We start from the raw sequence: 19,573 nt of genomic DNA, 5'->3' as shown, positions 1-19,573 counted from the left end.
TTATAACCCCTTTGCGTTAAGCATGAGTAAATGAGTTTGAAGGAGTTTGAGGAGGAAGTAAGGAATCTGTTTGATGCTGATCTTGTTGAGAGGGCGAAGAATTTGAAGAAGAGCGGCAATATATTCAATCCTATTTTCTACATTTACTTCACAAGGCTTGTTGAACTCTCTGCGATTATAAATGGGGTTGTGCTGCCGAATAGGTATGAAATTGAGGAACTTTTCAGAACGAGAAAGGACTTCTTGCAGATTGACTATGGCACCATCGGTGAAGTGCTCAGAAGGGCGTGGCTTTTTGAGAGGGAGAGAGGAGTGGAGTTCACCTTCAGCAACAGCGTGGAGGACATGCTTTACATCCTCTACAGGATGGGAAAGCTGCAGGGAAAGCTGGACGGAATCATACTGAAATACGCCGAGTGGAGTAAGGAGAAGCTCGCTGAACTCTACTTTACTATCCTCTTGGTCCTTCTGGAGCTTGAGGATAGGATTAACAGGGAAATTCAGCTGAAAAAACCTTAGATCATCCCAAGCTGTTTCAGCACTTTCTTCTTTTTCTCCACAGCCCTTCTCACAGCTTCATCAACTCTCTGCCTCATTTCCTCGAAGTCTGGCGGTTCCTCCTCCCCAACGACCTTTTTGAGGGGTGTGTAGGCAGACTCCCTGAATCTTGGCTTAATTTCCTTTCTTTCTCCGTTCTCAACTAAAAACGCTCCCGGTTTACCGCTTGCATCCTCAACCCATCCTACCTCCTGTATCTGAACTCCCACACCTTTTACAGCCTTTATCACATCCTTTGCTACATCTTTGTCGCACACGATCATGAGAGAGTCTATCGAGACACCCATGAAATCTATCTCAAGTTCTTCGAGCATTTCCAGAACCCTCGGATTCACACACTTCCTAAGCTTCTCATACTCGAAAACTAAGGACTTGCCCGAGACCTTTGAGATTTCTTCGGCATCTCCTCTAATACCTCCATTCGTCACATCACTCATTGAGTGAACTCTTTCAACCAACCTGTTGGCGAAAATCGCTTTTACAGCCTTTATAAAATCGAGGTTTATTGTTTCCTCTACGATCTCGTGCATTCCGTAATAAATGGCTGTTGTAGCTACCGTTCCTCCTCCTGCTCCCTCAGTAAGTAATATGACATCTTCCTCTCTCACATTTTTGCGAGGAGTGATATATTTCGAAACACCCACACAACCCACTCCTCCAGTCATTCTCTCTCCGATAACCATATCACCACCGATTCTGAGGGTGCTACCGCTTATCAGTGGAACACCGGTTGCATCACATACAGCAGAAATTCCCGCGAGATGGTCAAAGATTTTGCTCACATCCCCATCATCGGCAATGTGTATGTCTGAAAAAACCGCTACAGGCTCCGCACCCATTACGTAAACATCTCTCATCGCCGCTCTGGTAACGTGAAAGCCAGCTATGAAGGGAAACTCGCTTAATCTCGAATGTATCCCGTCAATGGCGACAGCAATGTAAAAGTCACCATGACGCACAACACCTGCATCATCCAAATCCTTTGATGAGACCACCGCTGATGAGACCACTGCACCGCTCTCTCCGATCACCTCTGCAATCTTTTCATGCACGTAAAAGTCCCCCCTCCCCCTTGACCCGACTCCGAAAGCACCCATCGTAACTCCCGATCTGTAGTAGTCGAGCAAATCGCTCTTTTTGCTGTAAGCATTTTTAACTTCGACGATAACAGCTCTTGCCCATCTTTCAGCCTTTTCCAAATTCCAGCCTTTGATTTCTGCTATTCTTTCAGCAAGAAGCTTTTTTACTTTGGTTTCGTCAGTTTTCTCAAGCATTCTACGGGCATAACCTTCTATGTCCATTGTTTGAAGTAGGTATGGTGGATTAATAAGATTGCTTGTTATCATATCAAAATAAGTGCGGCCGCCGGGATTCGAACCCGGGCAACGGGCTCGGGAGGCCCGTGCGACCGCTCGGTTTTGAAGAGAAAGCCATCGACGAACTGAAGGCAGAGCTAAAAACGTTGCCCAAAGCAGAGAGAATCGCAGCGGCAAGGCTTGCGGCAATGGAGTGGAGAGTTTTGGTGTGTGGAGGCTGATGCGTGATGTCAGAGATATTCTTATTCGCAAAAGACGAAGAGGCTTTCAAGAGATTCTACGAGCTGTTTAAGCAAGATTTCTTGGAAAATGTAAACAAAACTCCATGGGCAACTCTTCTGCAAAAAAGGAGCAGTTGCGGGAGAGTTCGTTTTAGCATGCACTTCCTTTGAGGAGGTCGAGTCTCAATGAGGCTACAGTGCTCTAATTGCAAATCAAACTCTGTGTTTGTCAGTTGTGGCTATCCTGGAGAGGTCATGCTGCAATGTTCAAAATGCAATCATTCTGAAGTAAAAGCAATCAAAGACCTGGCAATAGAAGAGCTCACAGAAGCAATCAAAATGTTTGCTGACGAGATAGTTTCGTTCTACAAGCTTTGCACAGAGAACACAGATTATGTTGACGAGTACACAGATTACCTGCTTTGGAGCTTAAGCGACTTCGAGGAAGCGTCAAACTGCCTATTGCAGAAATTCAAAATCTTGCAGAGGTGTTCGTAATGCCCATCCTCTTCTGCGAACGCTGCAGTAAAACCACCACGTGGACTTACGGCGACGTCGTCGTATGCAAGTCGTGCGGCTGGCAAATGAGCATCGAGGAGTTCAGGACCTACCGCAGCAAAATCCTAAGGCAAGAGTTTCAGCGCTTCCTGCAGAAGGAGCGAGCGAAAAAGCCAGCAGACTACTTCGACGAACTCATGAACGAGCTTGAATCAACAATCAAGAGCAATCCAGAGCTGGCCGAGGAGGTCCACCGCAGGAACATGATGGAGCTTGAGAAATTGATCTCAAATAAAGGAGGGTCCATGTGAGAGAAAAAAGGAAGCAAGAGATACTTAAACTTCTACTCAAGGAGGGGGAATTGAGAACAAGCAAAATTGCAGAGAGGCTTGGAAAGAGCAAGAGCTACGTCCGCAAGCTGCTCATCGAGCTACGCAAAGAGGGCCTAATCGAATCAGTAAACCTTCACATAGAGAAGGTGCACAGACTGACCCCTAAGGGAAGAGCATTGTTAGGTCAGCAACCTGATATCGTAAAGGCCAGAGTGCACAACGTGCGTCTGACCTGTCGCGTTTTACAAATAGATTGGGCCAAGATCGCAGAAGTAGGAAGAAGAATTAAAATGAAGAACTGGGACGCATACGTCGTCAACCTCAAAGACCTCGTCAACCTGCCTAACATCCCTGATGTCAAAATCCAGTTCAACGACGCGAACATTCCCACAGCTTTAATATACCTACCTGAGTTCTACGCTTCCAGCAAGTGGGAAGCTGCAAAGATCATCCAAAACTACTTCTGCAAAATAGCTAGAGCTCTACAGGTTGCGGGCATAATCCTAGACCAGGATTGGATAAAGGAGCCAAAATGCGTTTACGGTGAGTACGCTTTCAAGACTCAAGAACCGCTCGACCCAGGATATGAGTTAAAGCTGGGCCGTCCTGCAATGGATCCCTACGGAAACACGCTCAATGCCGAGGCAAGGGCTTGGGTTGACGAGAGCAATGGACGAGAGGCAGAAACTAACGATGCTGACTACACTCACAAATACCTGATGATGCCAGAGTACGTTGCAGAACTATACAAGGATTTCAGAAGCCTTAACGGGTTTTTGAACAAGTTCGAAAGAGTTCTTGATAAACAGAGTGAGATAATTGAAAGGCAAAACGAGAACCTGAGCAAAAGCTCAGAGCTACAGCTCGTTTTTGCTGAAAACATCAACTCACACATACCGTACGTACAGAATGCAGCAAAGGCTCTCGAGAAAATAACTGAAGTAGTTGAGGTGCAGCATAAGCAGCATACACAATTTATCGAAGCAGTTAAGCAGATGAACGGAAGCATGAAATATTTTTTCCTAGCATTTGCCATTCTGGTTTTGGTTTTGTTGGTTAAGGAGGTGGTAGCATAAGGGCTAAAGTACTTACGCTGAGAGTTATGGACGCAACACTCCGAGAGTGCGTAAAGCTCCGCGGCGATGAGCACGAGGTATTTCCACAGCTTTTGAGAGACATAAAAAACGGACCGGTTAGGGCTGTCGATCTGGAAAGCAAGTACGGAATAAGCGTTTACAACCTGCTCAGGAAGCTCGTAAACTCTGGTATGGTGGAGAAGACCGAGCAGGGCTATGTTCTTAGCACTCGCTTTTCTCAGCTCTTGAGAAGCTTTGCTGATGAGTGGGAGGAATACGTTATGGGGGTGATAGATTGAAAGAAATCGAATTTTACCTCGATGTGGATAAGGGCGCCCTTACAGAGGAGAGAGTGGAGGAGTATAAGCAGCAATACGACGAAGAAGGTTACCTAATCACTGGAGATATGCAGGTTGATGAGATTTATGTGGACACAATAGGCAGCCCAACAATAACCATCAGAGCTTACAACGACGAAGTGTATACCTCAGCCTGTACATCTCGCTCGGAGTATTCCTCTTCAAACTCCTTGAGCGCAATGATTTCATGAGGATCATTCAACTGCTCGAAAAAGAGAAGACGGACATGGAGAAGATCATCGAAGATCTTGAACGGCTTGATTCTGCTGCCAAGTCCAGACTGATTCAGCTTCTGGTTTTGGGAAATTGTGAGGGAGGTGGTGAGATTGGAGATTAGAAACCTGGTCGGAAAGGTAATAGGAATTAATCGAACGGAAAAGATAAATCGCGATGGAGAAAGCGTGGAAACCTATAAAGTTACGATCGAGTTCGACAACTCAGATTACAAGGTCAAGACAACGATAACGACCGAAGATGCCAGAATAATCGAGAATTTTCACCTGAACCAAGAGTTCAGACTCAGCATATCGCCGGCTAACAGGAGATTGAGCGATTTTTGAGGTCGGTTTACAGAGACTTAAAGGAGGCTGATGCTCAATGAAGGCTTTACTATTCTTGTTGTTGGCGGCATTACTACTCTCTGGCTGCGTATATGTTAATGATCTGAAGAACAAGACGGTCAAAGTCGGAGTGGGTATCAAGGACAAGGTTCAGGGCTTCAAGGAGAGTGTGCAGCAGTACTGGGCATGCATGGAAGGCTGCTACTTCATGCAGCAAATCCACGAGCAGAGATACCACATCAACATAACAAAGGAAGACCACGATGCCTGTGCGGCGATGTGCTGGAGTCAGTACGGAGGTAGTTAAATGTACTTCGGCCCTCGCGACGTAGAGTTTTTCTTGGTGTCCATTGAGGCGCGAGAAGCCACTAAACAAGACTACAGAAAGAAGCTTCTCCAGTTTTACAAAACAACAAAAGGCGAACTCACACCTGAGAGAGTACTAGAATATGTTATAGATCGCAGCCAAACGGCTGACCCATCCCGCTACTTCACAGTCGTCAAGATCTTCTTAAAATGGCTCGCCGACTTCCGAGGCCAAGATTACAGTAACCTTATTAATTTATTAAACAGCCACAGGAAGCGCAAAACTAAGAGACTTTTCGCTCATGAAAACAGCCTTTACGATGTAACACTTGAGGACGTGCACGACCACATACTGAGCCTCTACAAATCAAATCTTAGAACGGTCGTAAAGCTACGCGCTATAACGGCATCTACCCTCGCCGCCACTACTGGCTTACGACCAGAAGAGCTCAAGCGCTTGGAGCCCTCGGACCTCAACCTTACCCAGGACTACTTCATCCTGCCGGCGGAGAAATCAAAGACCTGGACCGAAAGAGTCATCCCTCTGCATCCAGACGTAAAAAAGCTGCTAAAGCTCATGTTTTGCAACAACTCAAAGCTGTTCACTGACGGCTCCATCCGCCACGCTTTTTCCAAAGCAGGCAAGCTACAGCTCCGCCAGTTCCGCAAGTTCTTCGCTATATACAGCGCTAAGGTTGGGCTGCCAGAGCCAGTAAGGGTGGCGATAATGGGCCACGACACCGAGGAACTTGAAAAACTTCTCAACGTCCTTAAGACGCCGGTAACGGACGAGTTCTACCGCAAGTTTACCCCAGATGCAATTGTTAAGGAGTACATGCGGACGTGGGGAGGTGTCGAGATTGTCCCCAGCTCTGTACAATTCTCGTAAACCGCATTGGAGAACGGGCCTGTTCAAAGAAAATAGCAGGTGTGTGAGATGCGGCAGGAAGCTAAATCTTGTTTCAAAGATATGTGATAGCTGTGTGGTTGAGATCTACATAATTAGCATGCTCACTGGAGAGCCGGTTAAGTCAATCGCAAAGCGCTACGACATAACAGACAGAATGCTCCGCCGCAGGCTACATATAATAAGAGAGAAGGGAGACCTCCTCGAATTATTGTGCATGGTAGTGGACAACATTCGCAGGATAAGCCCATAATAATAACGGTCCAGAAACCGACACAGGGGCACCATAAAAAAGAGCGGATGATATAGTATCATCTACATTTTTTTCAAGGCTAAGAAAACCGAATAACTAAGCTTATTCAAATATTTCATTACTCTTGAACCTTCTTTTTCTTTAAAATCCGTTATATTGGCTTTAGATTGAAAAAGAAACGAGGGGCTTCTTTTTTCTGCCAGCAGTTCGAACAACAATTCTGAGGGCGTAGAATAATATAGTAATTACAGAGGGTACTAATAGAACCGTTTTAGGTAAATATCATTTCTTAAATATTTTTGTTCCACATTATTTTTTGGTGATAGCATGTCGGTGTTGGTGGCGGCCCTGGTGGCGGTGTTTGTGGTAGGGGTTCCATTGCTGGCAACGAGGAGGAAGTACTGGGAGCTGTACGACGTCGGAGCTAAGGCGACGCACGGCTTTCTCATGAGGCTAGTAAAAATCCTACCGACCAGCAGACTGATAAAAGTATTCCCCGAAGCAGCTCCGAGGTTCCTCGGAGACTACAGAGCTGCAGCAAACATCCTGTACCTAGTGGTTCTACTTATAGCAGCTGGACTCGCTCTGAAGCTCGGCATCGGAATGATGGCCGAGGCTGACAACACCATTACAGCTCCGGACGCAAACAACACCGAAGCCTACGACGCATACACCAAGACGACCAACACTATATGGAAGAGCTTCCAGATGGCGCCAATGGCCCTCTACGCCACGGTGTTCGGTGTGGTAATTGGAGCAGTGGTTGCAGCGTTCGGAATATTTGGCGGCAGAGGCGGAGGAGGACTCTAAACCTACAAACGAATGAATTCAGCAGCCCGCAAGGGCTGACACTATTTCTTTTAAGGTGGTACGATGATGCTTGAGGTATATATTGCAGTATTCGCATCTGGGACAGCCCTTTTCGCCCTCAGCTTCATAGACAGCACAAAAAATCCAATGCTCGCCCTCATAGCTGGCCTCTTTTTCGGTCTCTTAACATACAGTAACTTCAAAATTGATCGCTACGAGATTTTGTTCAACACCACAAGCGGCGCTCCACAAGTAGTGGTTACAAGCGCTAGTGAACCATTACTCTCGTATCTCACAGCAATTCTTGCGATTGTGGGCTTTGTCCAGTTCTTTTACCTTATGTGGGCAAAAGCGGGTGAGGTGATAGAGGATGCAGGAAGGAATTCCTCCGAGTGGTGAACAATATTTTGATCCGGCCCAAGCATTTATGATGCAACAGCTTTTCAAGGAGAACGACATCTACAATTATCTGTTCGCAATTGTTGATCTGTATGCTCCTGATGAGATTAAAAAGCAGCTCTGGGTTCTGATAGAGAACACGAGGTTCATAGCAACCTCGAACATAAGAGAGAAGGACATTTTCATATACAAACGCAGAATAAGCGAGCAGATAGACCAGATAATGGAGAGCATTCCCCCTTACAAGCTAACCTACAGCTTCTACATAGTTCTTGAGAATATTGAGCTCCTTCTCCACTTAGCAGTTGACAGGGCTATAAACGGCTTCGAGCGCAGAGCTGAAACAACTCAAATTAAGCACTTGATAATGTCACAGGAGGCAGACGGCTTTGCAGCTGCGCAGCCCAAGCGGGGGATAATGCGTGCATTTGGTAAGTTGTTTGGTTGAGATGAGGTGAGTGTTTATGGCAAACATCGTCCAGGAATTGATCCAAGTTTTGGTGTTCTCAGCAGTTCTGAATGCCCTACTCCTCGGATTTATAGTGTGGTTGTACAGCTGGAGCAGACCTTTATTCACACACTTTGTGGCAAAGCTCAAGAAACAACCAATCTTGATGGTTGAGAGAGACGATGGGCGCTGGGGATGGGTGAGAATCGACTACAAACACGGCTTCTCCCAGCACAAACACTATGGAGACTTCATGAACATCCCTGGAAGTTTTAAGAGTTTGGCAGGAGTGCCGGTTGCGGTTGCGTACGAAAAGAACGGAGTTACAATACCACTCGAATTTGCAGCAAAGGCGACACTGCTCAAAACTCTCGGCAAGAAGCTCAAAGACTTCGTGAAAATAAAGAAGTCGGACAACGCGCCAGGTTACGAGGTCGAGGAAGTACAGGATGTAAAAATGTATTCTTATGAGGTTGTTGATGATGAAAAGCGGGAACTCCTCGAGGCGTTTGCGGATGAGAAGTGGGAGGAGGAAAGGGAGATCTCAGGAGTGAGAATGAAAGTGAGAGGTTATACGATTAGAGTGAAAGACACGATAGAGTACATGCTTTTCTCAATGAACCCAGTCAATCTGAGGGCTAGAACGAATGCGAGGGTCGCGGAAGAACTTGCAGCAAGAGGAAAATCTGATGCGCTTAAAACAGCATTCGCAGTATTCATGGTTATAATGGGTGTAGTTTTTGGGCTCGCTCTGCTGGAAATTGTATTTGGAGGAAACGGAAGCTCTGCAGCGAATGTTGCTCAGCAGGTTAATGACATTCTGCCAGTTAGCATCAGCCAAGGGGTAAGGCCATGAGTGAGCAGATGCTAAAACGCTACATCGCCGAGCTCGTTGGCAGCCTCACAAATCTTGGCGATGGGATAAGCGACTACCTTCAGAAGCTCAACCACCTTAGCTGCATCGTATCAGCAGCTTTGAAAAAATACCACAAAGAAGACGGAAAACTCCCGAAGCTGAGAAGTGAACTTAACGCGGCAATGATCATGGTGTATAGCCCGAAGGGCTTAAGCCAGGCGTGGGTCACTGCATCAAAAATCGAAGAAGAGCTGGTAAACATAATCTTCGAAAAAGACCTTGTAGACTACACAGCCCTGTTAGACTTCCAGCAAAAGCTTAATGAAAAGTGGAAGAGGCGTGGTGGTTCTCATGAGTCTTAAAACAATTTTTGCTGAGGAGTTATTATGGAAAATAACTGACGGTAAGCACGAGTTCCAGCAGGGTGTAACAGCTCTCCTTAGTGGCGGAATGGGTTCTGGGAAGACAACTCTCCTCTTGCATCTGCTCGACTACCTATATGCCGACGGCCGAGAGGTTGTGTTCTGGAGAGGAAGGGAGATCGATCAGTGGCACCATGCAGATCACAGGGTGGAGTTCAGAATCTTCCACCACGTTGACGACCGCATTCAATTCGAGGCCGATTCAGAAATAAAACAGTATTACGAATTATATCCGTACAAAACTATTAGAGAAATAATAAGGAATGCCGACAGCGAGATGGTAAACGTTGTGTACCCACCTTCAGCAGACTGGAGGGCCGAATACAGCGATCAAAACCTCGTTACGATCTACAAAGAGTACAAGCAGGCAAGAATCCTCGCAGCAAACGAGCTCAACACAACCCGCCACGCTTTCTGGTACTCATTCATTTACGAGATGCTAAAGCTGAAGAGTTTTGCCAGCCTGTTCTTCGACGAATTTGACGATATCGCCGAGCGATATGCTAAGGGGTACAAGTATTACATGCTAAACTTCCTAATGAACGCCCTAAGATACTTCAGGCAGCGTAAGCTCAGCCTCTACGGAGCCACGCAGGTTGTGACTGACATAGACTCCAGAATACTCGGAAAGATGATGTTTTACCTCTACATGGCGGGATCCAAGGTGCACAGAGACAGCATTTTGGACCCCAAAAAGGTCAAGTTTGCGGAGCTGGGCCACGCCTTTATCGAGGAAAAGAACACAGGAACTTGGGCGAAGTTCAGCTTCCCAGACAGAGGTATAATCACCACACTCCTCGTCACACTCAGGGGAATACAGAGTACCGAGGACGACGATTTTGAGATGGTAGAGGTTGAGGGGGTGATGTAATTGGCCCTCTCCGCCTCTGGAAACAGGGGTAGATATGGGGTTGAGCAGGAGGACAGTGGTTACAGTTTGGATGGTGCCTTGAGGAGGGCAGCGCAAGAGTCGCAAGACAAAGAGAAAGAAGCCTACGCAGAGCATAGGACAGCAACGATAACACCCGAACAAGCGAGGAATTTATCAGAAAGAACACGTCCACAGGCAAAGCCAACCAGAGCCGAAATTCCAGAAGCCAGACCTTCAAGCTCTTCAAGCAGTTCGAGGCACAGACACCACTCAAGCTTAAAAACAGGCAAAACTCCACCACAGGCAAAGCCAACCAGAGCAGCTCTGAAAGAAGCTCAAAAACAAAAAGAGGAGCAGATAGTCCGCGAGTTCAGGAAAGCTATAAGCGAGGGCAAGAATCCTGAAGAAGCAGCTAAACAAATCGAGCAGAAGTATGGTGTGAAAGTTGAAATCAAGGAAGTAAGCCTAGAGTCAGAGAGCCGTGAACCATTAGACAGAGCCGAAGCTATTGGCCAGAGCAGACTACATCCTCAGGAGCCTGAACAAGAAACACTGTTCGATAAAGCCAATGAGGCGGTAGAAGGATTTAAGGAACAACTAAGTACTAAGAGGCTTGAGCTGCTTAAAACCGGCGATAGAGCTGGACCGATAGAGAAATTTGGCGTTGGCGTGGGATTGTTCGGTATTGGCTTGGCAGCAGGAGCTGCAAACATCGCTCAGTCAACTGTTCAAGTAGCAAAGACGGCCATCGATAAAGGCCCAATCGAGGCGGGTAAGGAACTCGCTTATGGGACCTACGAGTGGGTAAAGAACATCCCCAACAGGCTTCTAACAGGGCTTAGAGGTGACCCGTTCATAGCAGGTGAGCTCGCTGGAGAAGTAGTGGGTGGTTACTACCTGGGCAAAGGAACGGCAAAGGTTGTTGGTGGTCCGTTTGGCAAGTTTAGAGTCATCACCGAGCAGAAGATAGGCCAGATAAAAGGGACCTACGTTGAAGAGCCGGGAATAAAGTTTGTAGAGAGCTATACATACGAACCCGTTAGTGGTGACGTACTTGTCCAGCAGGTTGCCGGCAAAGAAGCAACTCTAGTGCACATGACCCAGCACAAAGCCTTCAACGTGAAGCCAGGAGAGCAGCTTCTCCTTGAAGCCAAGCCCGAACAGGCTGCTGGATTCCGCAAGCAGTTCGACGCCTTACACTGGTATCAGTCCGCACCAGCTCCGACTGGGGAACCTCTAGGCTACCTGGCATATGTGGGTATAGGCGAGGGAGTCAGCGAGTCGCTCAAAATCACTATCAGAAAACCAAAAACACAAGCCGTAGTTACACATGACGTAATTCAGTTCGTGAAACCAAGACCTGGAGAGACATTTGCAGAATACCAGGTTAGGACCGGCCAGATGAGCGGAAAGACGCTGATACCAGGCGAGAACGTTTTCGGTTACAGCACGGAAAGGCAGGTAATAACTCCAGCTCACTTCGAGTCGCAGCTAGTTCAGGGGCTAGAGTATCCCGGAACGTACTTGCGCAAAGTTCGCGATGTAGGATGGACGCATTACAGGCAGGTGACCCTGCCCAGGTGGTTAAGGGATACTAGAGTCGGCAGATTTCTGCAAAAGCTCGGTTACGGCGAGAAGTACCACAAGATCCACATCTCCGAGTGGGAGAAGATTCCGGTCGAGACTGCAAAGAGGGTGGAAAAGCTAGCAGAGGAATTCGAAGAACGAGCTAAGACGCTAGATTTAGCTAGATACAACGAGGAGTACGGCAGGGTACGTTACGTCAGTGTGTCGGAAATAATCAGCTCGATCGCCAGAACTGGTCTGTTCTTAGGGTACTCCGTAGGAAGCTACTCGAGGAGCGGAGGTTTCAGCATCCCGAGCTACGTGTCCTCTTTTGGCGAACTGAGTTCAGCTCCTAAGCTAGCCTCCAAAGGAGTAAGAAGCTCTGGCTCTGGTTCTACCGGCAAGTCAAAAGGTAGTGGCGGAAGCGGTGGAGGCTCGATGGGCGGTTACAGCGGGGGTAGCGACTACTCAGGCTACGGTTTGGCTGGTTACACGGGTTACAGTGGCAGCGGCGGCGGTGGTTATTCAGGATACGGAGGCTCCGGCGAAGTATTCAGCGGCGGAGGAAGGACGAAGATGCCAATAGGCGCCGGTAAAACGGAGCGCAGGTATCGCCGCCCGAAGGAGCGCTTCAGGTTCTGGCTTTACGTTAACCCGGTCGCGACGCCGTACGAACTCCTGTTTGGACGTAGAATACGTAGCCGAGGTGGTAGGCGTGCCCGTAAGAAGGTTAAGCGCTCTCGTAGAAGATAATAGGGGCATAGCCTACGCCATACTCGTCCTGATCGTATCTCTGTTCGTCTTTTACTTCGCCTACCTACTAACCTACAACTTCATCATGGTCGAATCGAGTGACACCTTCAGCAACACCGCCCCTCCAGATGTAAACGAGACCTTCGACCGACACTGGAACCTGTTGCCGTACGTGGTATTCGGCGGACTTAGCATATGGTTCGTAGCCTATGCAGTACGCAAAACAGGGAGGTGGGGCGGAGGATGAGGTTTCTGCCCCTACTTTTGCTTCTGCTGATTTCCACCGCTGCGGCGGTTCCAGTACCGCCGCTCGCCGACGACCCCTCGCTCGTACTTCGCTTCAGCTTCGATAAGAAACCTACGCTGCAGCAGAAGTACAGCTGGGAAGGTAGCTGGGAAGGGTGGAGTACAGTAAACCCGAGCGGAAACTGCGGTTCGGGCCCGTACATAACGGGTGTGTGGAGCACGGACGGACAGTACAGCGCTGCGCTGGATGCAACAGGACAGTCTGGAGCTACAACATGCTATGAGCCGTACACATACATGTACATCTCAGCAGACGATTACATACATCAAATACAGGTTGACATAAATGTAACGATTAGTGGCACAAGTGGAAAATTCAGCATTTATGTTAATGCTCAAGAGGTCTGGAATACTACAACGAGTTATTCTGGCACTGTAACGGTAGCACTTGATAAAACGGTTAATGAGATAAAGTTTTACGTTAGTGTTGCGGACGGCAGTGCTGACAGAGTCACAGCATACATTGATAACTTACGCATAACTTTCAAAGTTCAAGACGACAGCGGAAACGGCAACGATGGCACGATTTACGGCGCTCAGTGGGTTACGGGCAGGTATGGGTATGGTTTGCAGTTCAATCCAGACACACGAGATTCTGTAGTCGTCTCGTACTCGCCAGAGCTTAATATTTCAGCTACAGGCGAGTTTACACTCACAGCAATAATTAATTTTCAAAGCAAGCCAACTGCATCTCCTTATTATAACTACATAGTTGTCTATGAAGGTGGAACAGCTGTTTGTGCAGTGATAGATAACTATCAACCAAATGCAATTTACTGCTACGTATATCTTGAATCTGGCGCTACAAGAACTGCTTTATTTAGCAGTACACAAGATGGGCACACTTATTTCATTGCTTTTACAGGTAAATTGAATGAGTCTGTTAAACTATATGTAGTGGATTACACAACAGGAGAGTACTACTACAAAGAAGGAGGAGTTATTGATCAAACACTGCGAGCGTGGGTTAGTACTCAAGTAATCTATATTGGTGGCGTTCAGGGAGTGGATAGAACAGTTGATGGCTGGATTGATGAAGTCCGCATCTACAACCGTGCCCTTAGCGAGTCGGAAATCCGCCAGATGTACGAGGCTCTGCGAGTCAAGTTCTACGATGAATCGACAGGCGAGAAGATTGCGGCGAATGCTACGATTTTCAATGTGAACTATTCTATTAGCCTGCAGACGGACGAGGTGACGAAGGAGGCGGTGCTGTTCAATTCTCAGCTTCCTGAGACAGGGGATTACTTCATCAGGGCAGAAGCTAGTGGATATTACGATAGGACGTTTTACACGACCCTGGGGGATAGCTTAGTAGAGAAGGATGTGTTACTACTGAGTCAGAACGAGCAAGCAGTTTTGGTTTCCTTCATCCTGAATGACATCGCTAACTTATACGAAGAGGCCCTGCTGAGAATAACCAAGTTCGTAGGAGGCGCGAAGTACGACATAACCATAGACAAATTCGACATAGAGAACAAAGCTTCAGCCATCCTGAGGTTCAACGACAAGTACTTCATAAGCATAATAGACTCGCAAACATCAACGGAAAGGACGATAGGTGAATTCACGGCAGTGGAGAGCACCGAGAAAGTCATAAACGTGATGCCCAACCTCGAGCCGTCCACGCCGCTCAACGTCAGCTACGATATTGACTACTGCGACGACTACATTATCGTGACCTACAACGACGTCGAGCAGAAGACTCAGAGCTTGCAGGTCTTGATATACAACGAGACTGGGGCTCTGGTTTATAGTGACAGCACCACCGCCAACGACTACGCTCTCTCGCTTTCCAAGCCCGATAACAGCACCTGGTACACCGTCGTCCTGAACATTACCAGAGACAACATTACCTTCACGCAGTCGAAAGTTGTGGGCAGCATCGGCGGGGGAATTCTGAAGGACGTAACTTACCTGCTACCCGGCGAGGACGTTCTCGGATACAAGCCCGAGTTCGTCATGGCCGCTGCGAGCTTCATCATGCTGACGATTTTCGGGGCATTGTTCAGCAGACGTCACAACCGCATAGGTGCCCTCGCTGTAGCCATAGGCGCCGGTATGCTCACGCTGTTCGGCTGGCTTCCTATCGAGGGCACGGTAATCATCGTGGTTCTGTTTCTGGCCGTGCTGGGCAAGCTCGAGGAGGGGTATAAGAAGGGGTGATCGGATGAGCAAGTTCTACCTGATAGCCGGAACACTGTTCGTGTTTAACCTCGTGCTCGGGCTGCTGAACGCTTTAGATTTAGGCTACAGCGGCGCCTATGACCCGAAGTGGGCCAGCACGGTTAAAGAGCAAATGGGCTCCATCAACAAATACGGGCAGAACGTCATAACGGACGTAATCTACGCCATAGGAGACTACATTCGGACTCTGCCGATATTCATCCAAGCCCTGAGTTACGCCACCGTCCTGTTGCCGGTGATGCTCAGCAACTTCTACCTTCCAGACTTCCTCGTCTGGACGATTACGCCAGTAGTATGGCTAAGCTACGTCGCCGCCGGAATTGAGTTCATCTCCGGAAGGGTAATCGAGAGGTGATTCTATGCCGATAAACGCTACTCTGGCTCAGGAGCTCTGGAACATGACTCTGAATGCAACATACCTCCCCGCAGCTTTCAAGCTCTTAAATTCGTTCATACCATTCGCAATACTCCTCTTTTTCGGACTGGTGCTGTTAGGCATATACCTGTGGACCGAGGACGGCTTACTGCCAAGCGTGCTTGCTTTGCTTTACGTGGCTTTAGCAATAGCTCCAGTCACTCCTCCTGACATCAAAGCAAGCATGATCCCACCGATGGCCAAACCCCTCATTTACACCCTTGTTGCTCTGTCCATCACGGCTGTGATTGTTAACCTGATAATACGTAACAGGGGGTATTGAGATGCCGAAGAAGAGACCGGTCTGGGGCACGTTCTGGCTGGATCCTGATGGCTTCTTCGGATTGAAAGTAAACAACAAAAGAAAGCTCGTCCCCACTTTGGAAGATCTGCTGGATGAAATAGGTAAGGAGGTTAGGAAAGTTAGAAGGAGGTGAATTATGGGTAGGAAAAGGAATGTGTACCTCGGAAAGAGGGTAAAGGATGTTGGCATGGAAGGCCTCGACGACCCAAGAGAGTTCAAGGGAATCATGAGGGCCATAGAGAACGACCTCAAGAACAGGAGAATAAGCATCCAGGAAGCGAGAGGCAGGTTGCTTTTGCTGTATCGCCTCACCGATCCATCAAAGAATAGCAAGGTCAGAAACTGGAGCAACAAAACAAGATCTCAAATCCAGCAGGAAATAAGAAGGAAGATGAGCCAGCTCGACGATTTCAACTTCTTTTGGAACCTCTAAGTATTTATTTAACCTAAATACAAAGATAGATGTGAGGGTAGAGCTGGACATAGATGACAGAATCTACCATGAGGTCATGAAACGAAAGCTCGACCTCAAAACTTTTTTGGAGATAAAGCTTTATGAGTACTTCAAGGGAATAGATTCTTACTTTTCAAGCTTTAAATCCACGTTTTATGAAATTAGAGATGATTTTGAGAAGTGGCTTAAAGAGAGAATGAGTGAAGAGACCGCCAACCGTTACATAACCATCCTTGAGAATTTAAGTGAAATCTCTGAAGACTCAATCATAGAGCTTTACAGAACAAGACCGACCAATAATGTCGCCAAGGCGTTGAGAAATCTCGTTAACTACTTGCTTGAAAAAGAGGTGGTAGATGAGAGGACCGCGAGCAGGATAAAGAAAAGGCTGCCGATAAAGAAAGGGAACGGAGACAAGGTGATCCCTACAGATGATGACATAAAAGAGGCCTTTAAGCACTATAGTAATCTCGATGAGCCTTATTACCTGGTGGCCTTAATATTGCTGTACAGTGGGGCTCGTCTTCGCCACGTCCTGAGAATGCTTGAGGAGTGGGACCCTAAGTACCTTGAGGCTAATGGATCCTTCGCCAAGTACGAGATAGGCCACTTCACAAAGGGGAATAAGGAAGGTTTTTACATCTACATGCCCGTCTGGCTTGCTGGCAAACTCAGGCGGATGAGTTTATCTGAGGAGACTGTAAAATCAAAGAAGATAACCTACAAAGCTAGCAGCGGAAGACCAGTAACGGCAAAGTACATTCGCAAGTGGTTTAACAATTTACTTGCAGACATCTGTCCCGACAAGGATGTGAGGAACTTCATCATGGGTCGACCCGGCGAGATAGAGAAAAGTGTTGAAAGTGAGTACTACCTGGAGCTTAAAAGAAGGGCTGACAAAGTTTACAAGTTAGTCCTTGAGAACTTCCCTATAGACATTGTAGCACAACCCGTTCCAGTACCAAGGAACGGGTAGGAACGCGTCTATTATTTAATATTATTAGCAGCATGACGAACCACTACCTCTGTGCCGAATACAACATCAACACCGAACCCAGAAACGCAACATGAATCCCAGTACCGATGCTCCATATCTCCATGAAACCAGTCTTAACATGAGATGCTAACCCAATTATACTGATGTAGGCCAAAAAGGAGAACAGAAGACCGAGAACACCACCATAGCGCGTGTAAGCAACTCTTCCATTCACGAGTCCGTAAAGTGAGGAGATCAACCCAGCAAAATAAACCACTGTCATTACGATGAGAATGGTCGGAAAAGTTTCTGAGATCGTGGAGTAAGCACTAATGAAAGCTTTTGGATCGATTATAAACCGACCTAAAATTTCGAGGGGTGCAAAGTACTGTTCTGAAGGAATGAATCCGAACTGCTTGACACCTACAGGTGTGAAAGCTGCCACTCCGTAAAAGAAGAATCCGATCCAGCCAATACCTCTCGACCTCATCTTTCCCCTCCCGATAGGTCTTGCTTGAGCACCCTTGCCGTTGGGCATTATGCCCCTCCTATGCGTTCCACTACCGAGGCGTTCCTGATCTTCGGTACGTTCGACCACCGAGCTCGGTACTGAAACGGGTCATGCTACACTTTATCAGAGCATCAGATTCAGCAATTTCTTATCCGCTCTGACGAACCTCTGAACGAGGTATCTGAAGTCATCATTACCAGATGCAATCGCAAACCTTTCAAGGCCGGATAGGTAGAGGTATGATTCTAAAGCGGATTTTCTAACATCATCCAATCCCTCATCCAGTATGAAAACTTCCACTCTGTAAGAATCGCCAATTTTCAGGACATTGACTATTGCATTATCGTAATCGGCTTTGAACTTCTTTTCAATCTCCTCCGCAGAGGATCCACTTACTTCAAAAATCCTGATCTCTTTGATGCCGAACCTGCGGAGTACGGAAATTACATCCTCAGCGATTTCCAACATGCCACTTTTCGACACTACCAACTACCTCCGAAACATTTTTAACTGTTCGATTCGTTAAGTAGGTTGATGATGGGGGTAGGGCAGTGCGGCCGCCGGGATTCGAACCCGGGCAACGGGCTCGGGAGGCCCGTGTCCTACCGCTAGACTACGACCGCTTGCTTTTAGCTCCTCCTCTCTCATGCAAATAAACATTTCGAATTTCAATATGTGATACCACACCGCAAGCTATATTAATTTGATGCTAACTCGTAGCATGCTTGAGGCTGCAATTCTTGGCACCGCTCTCGGGATTGTTGCTGGCCTAACACCCGGAATTCACAGCAACACCTTTGCCGCGCTCATACTACTTTACGCTGCAAGTTTTGAGAATGCAGGAGTTATTGTAATCTGTTCTGCAATCTCTTACACGATCGCCGACATAGTTCCTACAACCATCCTTGGAGTTCCGGATGAGGAAACTGCTGTTGGTGCATTTCCGGCTCACGAGATGGTGCTTGACGGCAGAGCCTTTGAGGCAATCTCCCTTTCTGCTCTCTCCTCATTTCTGGCGTTATTGTTGAGCATACCTTTATTTTTCACAGTTTTGGCCATCAGCTCCAATTATGATTACGTGAGGCTGGTAACACCTTACATCCTCCTCCTAATATCTGCCTTCCTAATCCTGAGTGAGAGGGCAGGAGAATTTGAGGGCAGTTTGGCATCATGGAGAAAGAGGCTCTATGCTTTTCTTGTGTTCTCACTTTCAGGATTTGCTGGAGTTGTCGCATTCAATAATTCCCATTTGGCAGAGGTCAATCCGGCTGGTTCTGTTCTTCTCCCTCTTTTAACAGGCCTTTTCGGAGCTCCAATTCTGATGCAGTCTCTGGGTGGTAAAATTCCAGATCAAATTTTGACAATTAGGCTTCCGGACATGAATTCTGCAGCTAAAGGTGCACTTTCAGGGTTCTTTGTCTCCCTTTTCCCCGGCATCAGCAGTGGCATTGCCACCGCAATAGCATCCTTCAGTGAGAGAAAGAGGGAGGGATACATTGCAGCGATGAGCGCAGCTAATACCTCAAACGCCCTTCTTTGCCTCTTTATGTTGATGGCGATGGGAAAGACAAGAAGTGGTGCAGCTGATATACTCAAAAGGCTTGCTGTCATTCCAACTTTTCAGGATGTGATACTTCTCTCCTTAATTTCTGGTTTAGTAAGCCTTGCTGCAACTCTTGTCATCTCTTATCTGGTCATCTCTAAAATTAGAAACGTGAGTCTTCTCCCCGTTTCTGTAATCGTCTTTGTATTCCTGATTCTGATCGTTTACATCTTTACTGGATTCTTTGGTCTTGCAATTTTCTTTGCTGCTGTCCCGATTGGCCTTTCTGCAGTCTTACTGGAGGTAAAGAGGGTTAACTGCATGGGCTGCCTGATTTTACCCATTATGCTTCGCTACTTTCCCTGA

30 protein-coding genes and 1 tRNA gene are annotated in these 19,573 nt (G+C 47.3%); 27 read left to right on the top strand and 4 right to left on the bottom strand.

Annotation, left to right across the window (positions count from 1 at the left end):
• Positions 1-30: 30 nt before the first annotated feature.
• Complete coding sequence (locus tag BP688_RS00575; protein ID WP_290598236.1) at positions 31-519, top strand: hypothetical protein; 489 nt, start codon at positions 31-33, stop codon at positions 517-519.
• Here BP688_RS00575 and BP688_RS00570 read toward each other — a convergent pair.
• On the bottom strand, positions 516-1,859 hold the full coding sequence (locus BP688_RS00570; protein ID WP_290598237.1) for an AIR synthase-related protein: 1,344 nt from the start codon (positions 1,857-1,859) through the stop codon (positions 516-518). The genes BP688_RS00575 and BP688_RS00570 overlap by 4 nt on opposite strands.
• 101 nt (positions 1,860-1,960) lie before the next feature.
• On the opposite strand from BP688_RS00570, the gene BP688_RS00565 reads away from it, so the two are divergent.
• The 25 genes from BP688_RS00565 to BP688_RS00445 all read left to right on the top strand — a co-directional run bounded on the left by BP688_RS00565 (position 1,961) and on the right by BP688_RS00445 (position 17,153).
• Positions 1,961-2,095 carry a hypothetical protein gene (locus BP688_RS00565; RefSeq protein WP_290598238.1) on the top strand — a complete coding sequence of 45 codons (135 nt, stop codon included), beginning with the start codon at positions 1,961-1,963 and terminating at the stop codon, positions 2,093-2,095.
• A 186-nt stretch (positions 2,096-2,281) separates the two neighbouring features.
• Complete coding sequence (locus BP688_RS00560) at positions 2,282-2,593, top strand: hypothetical protein (protein ID WP_290624465.1); 312 nt, start codon at positions 2,282-2,284, stop codon at positions 2,591-2,593.
• Positions 2,593-2,904, top strand: a complete 312-nt coding sequence (locus BP688_RS00555; protein WP_290598240.1) for a hypothetical protein — start codon at positions 2,593-2,595, stop codon at positions 2,902-2,904. The genes BP688_RS00560 and BP688_RS00555 overlap by 1 nt, the downstream gene beginning before the upstream one ends.
• Complete coding sequence (locus BP688_RS00550; RefSeq protein ID WP_290598241.1) at positions 2,901-4,001, top strand: DeoR family transcriptional regulator; 1,101 nt, start codon at positions 2,901-2,903, stop codon at positions 3,999-4,001. The genes BP688_RS00555 and BP688_RS00550 overlap by 4 nt, the downstream gene beginning before the upstream one ends.
• 26 nt (positions 4,002-4,027) lie before the next feature.
• Positions 4,028-4,300, top strand: coding sequence for a helix-turn-helix domain-containing protein (locus tag BP688_RS00545; protein WP_290598242.1), 273 nt, complete (start codon positions 4,028-4,030; stop codon positions 4,298-4,300).
• Entirely contained in the window at positions 4,297-4,551 is a 255-nt protein-coding gene (locus tag BP688_RS00540) for a hypothetical protein (protein ID WP_290598243.1), read from the top strand. Before BP688_RS00545 ends, BP688_RS00540 begins: the two co-directional genes overlap by 4 nt.
• Positions 4,548-4,697 carry a hypothetical protein gene (locus BP688_RS00535; protein WP_290598244.1) on the top strand — a complete coding sequence of 50 codons (150 nt, stop codon included), beginning with the start codon at positions 4,548-4,550 and terminating at the stop codon, positions 4,695-4,697. The genes BP688_RS00540 and BP688_RS00535 overlap by 4 nt, the downstream gene beginning before the upstream one ends.
• Positions 4,687-4,920, top strand: a complete 234-nt coding sequence (locus BP688_RS00530; RefSeq protein ID WP_290598245.1) for a hypothetical protein — start codon at positions 4,687-4,689, stop codon at positions 4,918-4,920. The genes BP688_RS00535 and BP688_RS00530 overlap by 11 nt, the downstream gene beginning before the upstream one ends.
• Positions 4,921-4,957: 37 nt before the next feature.
• On the top strand, positions 4,958-5,227 hold the full coding sequence (locus tag BP688_RS00525) for a hypothetical protein (protein WP_290598246.1): 270 nt from the start codon (positions 4,958-4,960) through the stop codon (positions 5,225-5,227).
• Positions 5,228-6,115 carry a site-specific integrase gene (locus BP688_RS00520; protein WP_290623739.1) on the top strand — a complete coding sequence of 296 codons (888 nt, stop codon included), beginning with the start codon at positions 5,228-5,230 and terminating at the stop codon, positions 6,113-6,115.
• Positions 6,087-6,386, top strand: coding sequence for a hypothetical protein (locus BP688_RS00515; RefSeq protein WP_290598248.1), 300 nt, complete (start codon positions 6,087-6,089; stop codon positions 6,384-6,386). The genes BP688_RS00520 and BP688_RS00515 overlap by 29 nt, the downstream gene beginning before the upstream one ends.
• Before the next feature lie 327 nt (positions 6,387-6,713).
• The gene (locus BP688_RS00510) at positions 6,714-7,196 is read left to right on the top strand and encodes a hypothetical protein (RefSeq protein WP_290598249.1); all 483 of its coding nucleotides are present in this window, start codon (positions 6,714-6,716) and stop codon (positions 7,194-7,196) included.
• Positions 7,197-7,259: 63 nt separating this feature from the next.
• On the top strand, positions 7,260-7,595 hold the full coding sequence (locus tag BP688_RS00505) for a hypothetical protein (protein WP_290598250.1): 336 nt from the start codon (positions 7,260-7,262) through the stop codon (positions 7,593-7,595).
• Positions 7,567-8,043, top strand: a complete 477-nt coding sequence (locus BP688_RS00500) for a hypothetical protein (RefSeq protein WP_290598251.1) — start codon at positions 7,567-7,569, stop codon at positions 8,041-8,043. Before BP688_RS00505 ends, BP688_RS00500 begins: the two co-directional genes overlap by 29 nt.
• A 16-nt stretch (positions 8,044-8,059) precedes the next feature.
• The gene (locus tag BP688_RS00495) at positions 8,060-8,899 is read left to right on the top strand and encodes a hypothetical protein (RefSeq protein ID WP_290598252.1); all 840 of its coding nucleotides are present in this window, start codon (positions 8,060-8,062) and stop codon (positions 8,897-8,899) included.
• A complete protein-coding gene (locus tag BP688_RS00490) occupies positions 8,896-9,261 on the top strand; it encodes a hypothetical protein (RefSeq protein ID WP_290598253.1) in 366 nt (121 codons plus the stop codon). The genes BP688_RS00495 and BP688_RS00490 overlap by 4 nt, the downstream gene beginning before the upstream one ends.
• Positions 9,251-10,192 (top strand): hypothetical protein, encoded by a 942-nt coding sequence (locus tag BP688_RS00485; protein ID WP_290598254.1) that lies wholly within the window; start codon positions 9,251-9,253, stop codon positions 10,190-10,192. Before BP688_RS00490 ends, BP688_RS00485 begins: the two co-directional genes overlap by 11 nt.
• A complete protein-coding gene (locus tag BP688_RS00480; protein WP_290623736.1) occupies positions 10,193-12,511 on the top strand; it encodes a hypothetical protein in 2,319 nt (772 codons plus the stop codon).
• Entirely contained in the window at positions 12,474-12,758 is a 285-nt protein-coding gene (locus BP688_RS00475) for a hypothetical protein (protein ID WP_290598255.1), read from the top strand. The genes BP688_RS00480 and BP688_RS00475 overlap by 38 nt, the downstream gene beginning before the upstream one ends.
• A complete protein-coding gene (locus tag BP688_RS00470) occupies positions 12,755-14,983 on the top strand; it encodes a LamG-like jellyroll fold domain-containing protein (RefSeq protein WP_290623734.1) in 2,229 nt (742 codons plus the stop codon). Before BP688_RS00475 ends, BP688_RS00470 begins: the two co-directional genes overlap by 4 nt.
• Before the next feature lie 4 nt (positions 14,984-14,987).
• Positions 14,988-15,359 carry a hypothetical protein gene (locus tag BP688_RS00465; protein WP_290597698.1) on the top strand — a complete coding sequence of 124 codons (372 nt, stop codon included), beginning with the start codon at positions 14,988-14,990 and terminating at the stop codon, positions 15,357-15,359.
• Between the two features lie 4 nt (positions 15,360-15,363).
• Entirely contained in the window at positions 15,364-15,702 is a 339-nt protein-coding gene (locus BP688_RS00460) for a hypothetical protein (RefSeq protein WP_290623732.1), read from the top strand.
• A 1-nt stretch (position 15,703) separates the two neighbouring features.
• Complete coding sequence (locus tag BP688_RS00455; protein WP_290597699.1) at positions 15,704-15,856, top strand: hypothetical protein; 153 nt, start codon at positions 15,704-15,706, stop codon at positions 15,854-15,856.
• 3 nt (positions 15,857-15,859) lie between these two features.
• Positions 15,860-16,156: a hypothetical protein gene (locus tag BP688_RS00450; protein WP_290597700.1), complete on the top strand. Its 297-nt coding sequence runs from the start codon at positions 15,860-15,862 to the stop codon at positions 16,154-16,156.
• A 31-nt stretch (positions 16,157-16,187) separates the two neighbouring features.
• A complete protein-coding gene (locus BP688_RS00445; protein WP_290597701.1) occupies positions 16,188-17,153 on the top strand; it encodes an integrase in 966 nt (321 codons plus the stop codon).
• Between the two features lie 43 nt (positions 17,154-17,196).
• On the opposite strand, the gene BP688_RS00440 is transcribed toward BP688_RS00445, so the two are convergent.
• The 3 genes from BP688_RS00440 to BP688_RS00430 all read right to left on the bottom strand — a co-directional run bounded on the left by BP688_RS00440 (position 17,197) and on the right by BP688_RS00430 (position 18,287).
• The gene (locus BP688_RS00440) at positions 17,197-17,751 is read right to left on the bottom strand and encodes a hypothetical protein (RefSeq protein WP_290623730.1); all 555 of its coding nucleotides are present in this window, start codon (positions 17,749-17,751) and stop codon (positions 17,197-17,199) included.
• 36 nt (positions 17,752-17,787) lie between these two features.
• Complete coding sequence (locus BP688_RS00435; RefSeq protein ID WP_290597702.1) at positions 17,788-18,147, bottom strand: hypothetical protein; 360 nt, start codon at positions 18,145-18,147, stop codon at positions 17,788-17,790.
• 69 nt (positions 18,148-18,216) lie between these two features.
• Positions 18,217-18,287, bottom strand: a tRNA-Gly gene (locus BP688_RS00430).
• A 98-nt stretch (positions 18,288-18,385) separates the two neighbouring features.
• Here BP688_RS00430 and BP688_RS00425 point away from each other — a divergent pair.
• Positions 18,386-19,573, top strand: coding sequence for a tripartite tricarboxylate transporter permease (locus BP688_RS00425; RefSeq protein ID WP_290597703.1), 1,188 nt, complete (start codon positions 18,386-18,388; stop codon positions 19,571-19,573).

It is taken from the genome of Archaeoglobus sp. UBA230 (genome assembly GCA_002507545.1).
Taxonomy (GTDB): domain Archaea; phylum Halobacteriota; class Archaeoglobi; order Archaeoglobales; family Archaeoglobaceae; genus Archaeoglobus.
The sequence above is the reverse complement of the archived record's forward strand: the minus strand, read 5'-3'. Positions and strand labels throughout refer to the sequence as shown.